Below are 593 nucleotides of genomic sequence, written 5' to 3' on the forward strand. Positions count from 1 at the left end.
TCTAAGAGGTCGATAGCAGAGTCTGGCAAGTGACGACTGGTCAAGTAACGATGCGCCATCTTGACAGCCGTTTCAACAGCTTCATCTGTGATTTGCACACGGTGGTGTTTCTCATAGGTGGCCTTCAAACCTTGCAAAATGGTCATACTGTCAGCTAGACTTGGCTCTTCAATCGTCACTTTGGCAAACCGACGAGAAAGGGCAGCATCTTTTTCGATGTGTTTCTGGTATTCTTCCTGAGTGGTGGCACCAACCGTTCTCAAAGTTCCACGAGCCAAGGCTGGCTTCAAGATATTGGCTGCATCCAGAGTCGAGTCAATACCGCTACCAGAACCCATGATGGTGTGGAGTTCATCGATAAAGAGGATCACTTTGCCATCTTCCTCTATATCCTTGATGATATTGTTCATGCGCTCTTCAAAATCTCCACGGAAACGTGTCCCCGCAACAACATTCATCAAATCAAGCTCTAGAACACGCATCTTTGCCATTTCCGCAGGCACATCCCCACTGGCAATACGCTGAGCAAGACCAAGTGCCAGAGCTGTTTTCCCGACACCCGCATCTCCAACCAAGACCGGATTGTTCTTGGT

At 48.6% G+C, this 593-nt stretch carries 1 protein-coding gene; it reads right to left on the reverse strand.

All coding sequences use genetic code 11. The features are described from left to right. The coding region (locus GMD6S_RS10000) for an AAA family ATPase (RefSeq protein WP_000317493.1) at positions 1-593 on the reverse strand (593 nt) is incomplete at both ends.

The sequence above is a fragment of the Streptococcus sp. GMD6S genome (assembly GCF_000297015.1).